This window comes from Streptomyces sp. SID14478, from assembly GCF_010548525.1.
In the GTDB taxonomy this organism is placed as follows: Bacteria; Actinomycetota; Actinomycetes; order Streptomycetales; family Streptomycetaceae; genus Streptomyces.
The window spans coordinates 1-238 of record NZ_JAAGMG010001454.1; the positions used below are offsets into that span (position 1 = coordinate 1).

Here is a 238-nt window from a genome sequence, read left to right on the forward strand (position 1 = left end):
CTCGCCGTCCATCGCGTACAGACCGAACATCATCATCCGGGCGACCCAGAAGAACATCAGGTCGTACCCGGTGACCAGGACCGCGTTCGGGTAGAACCTGGCCAGGTCCTGCGTCTGCTCCGGCCAGCCCAGCGTCGAGAAGGGCCACAGGCCCGACGAGAACCAGGTGTCCAGGACGTCGGTGTCCTGCTCCCAGCCCTCGCCGCTCGGCGGCTGCTCGTCGGGGCCGACGCACACG

Annotated in this window: 1 protein-coding gene; it reads right to left on the minus strand. The window is 68.1% G+C overall.

Annotated features, from left to right (window positions below):
* Positions 1-238, minus strand: a 238-nt coding sequence (locus tag G3I40_RS45385; RefSeq protein WP_164560615.1) for a class I tRNA ligase family protein, incomplete at both ends; no start/stop codon positions are given.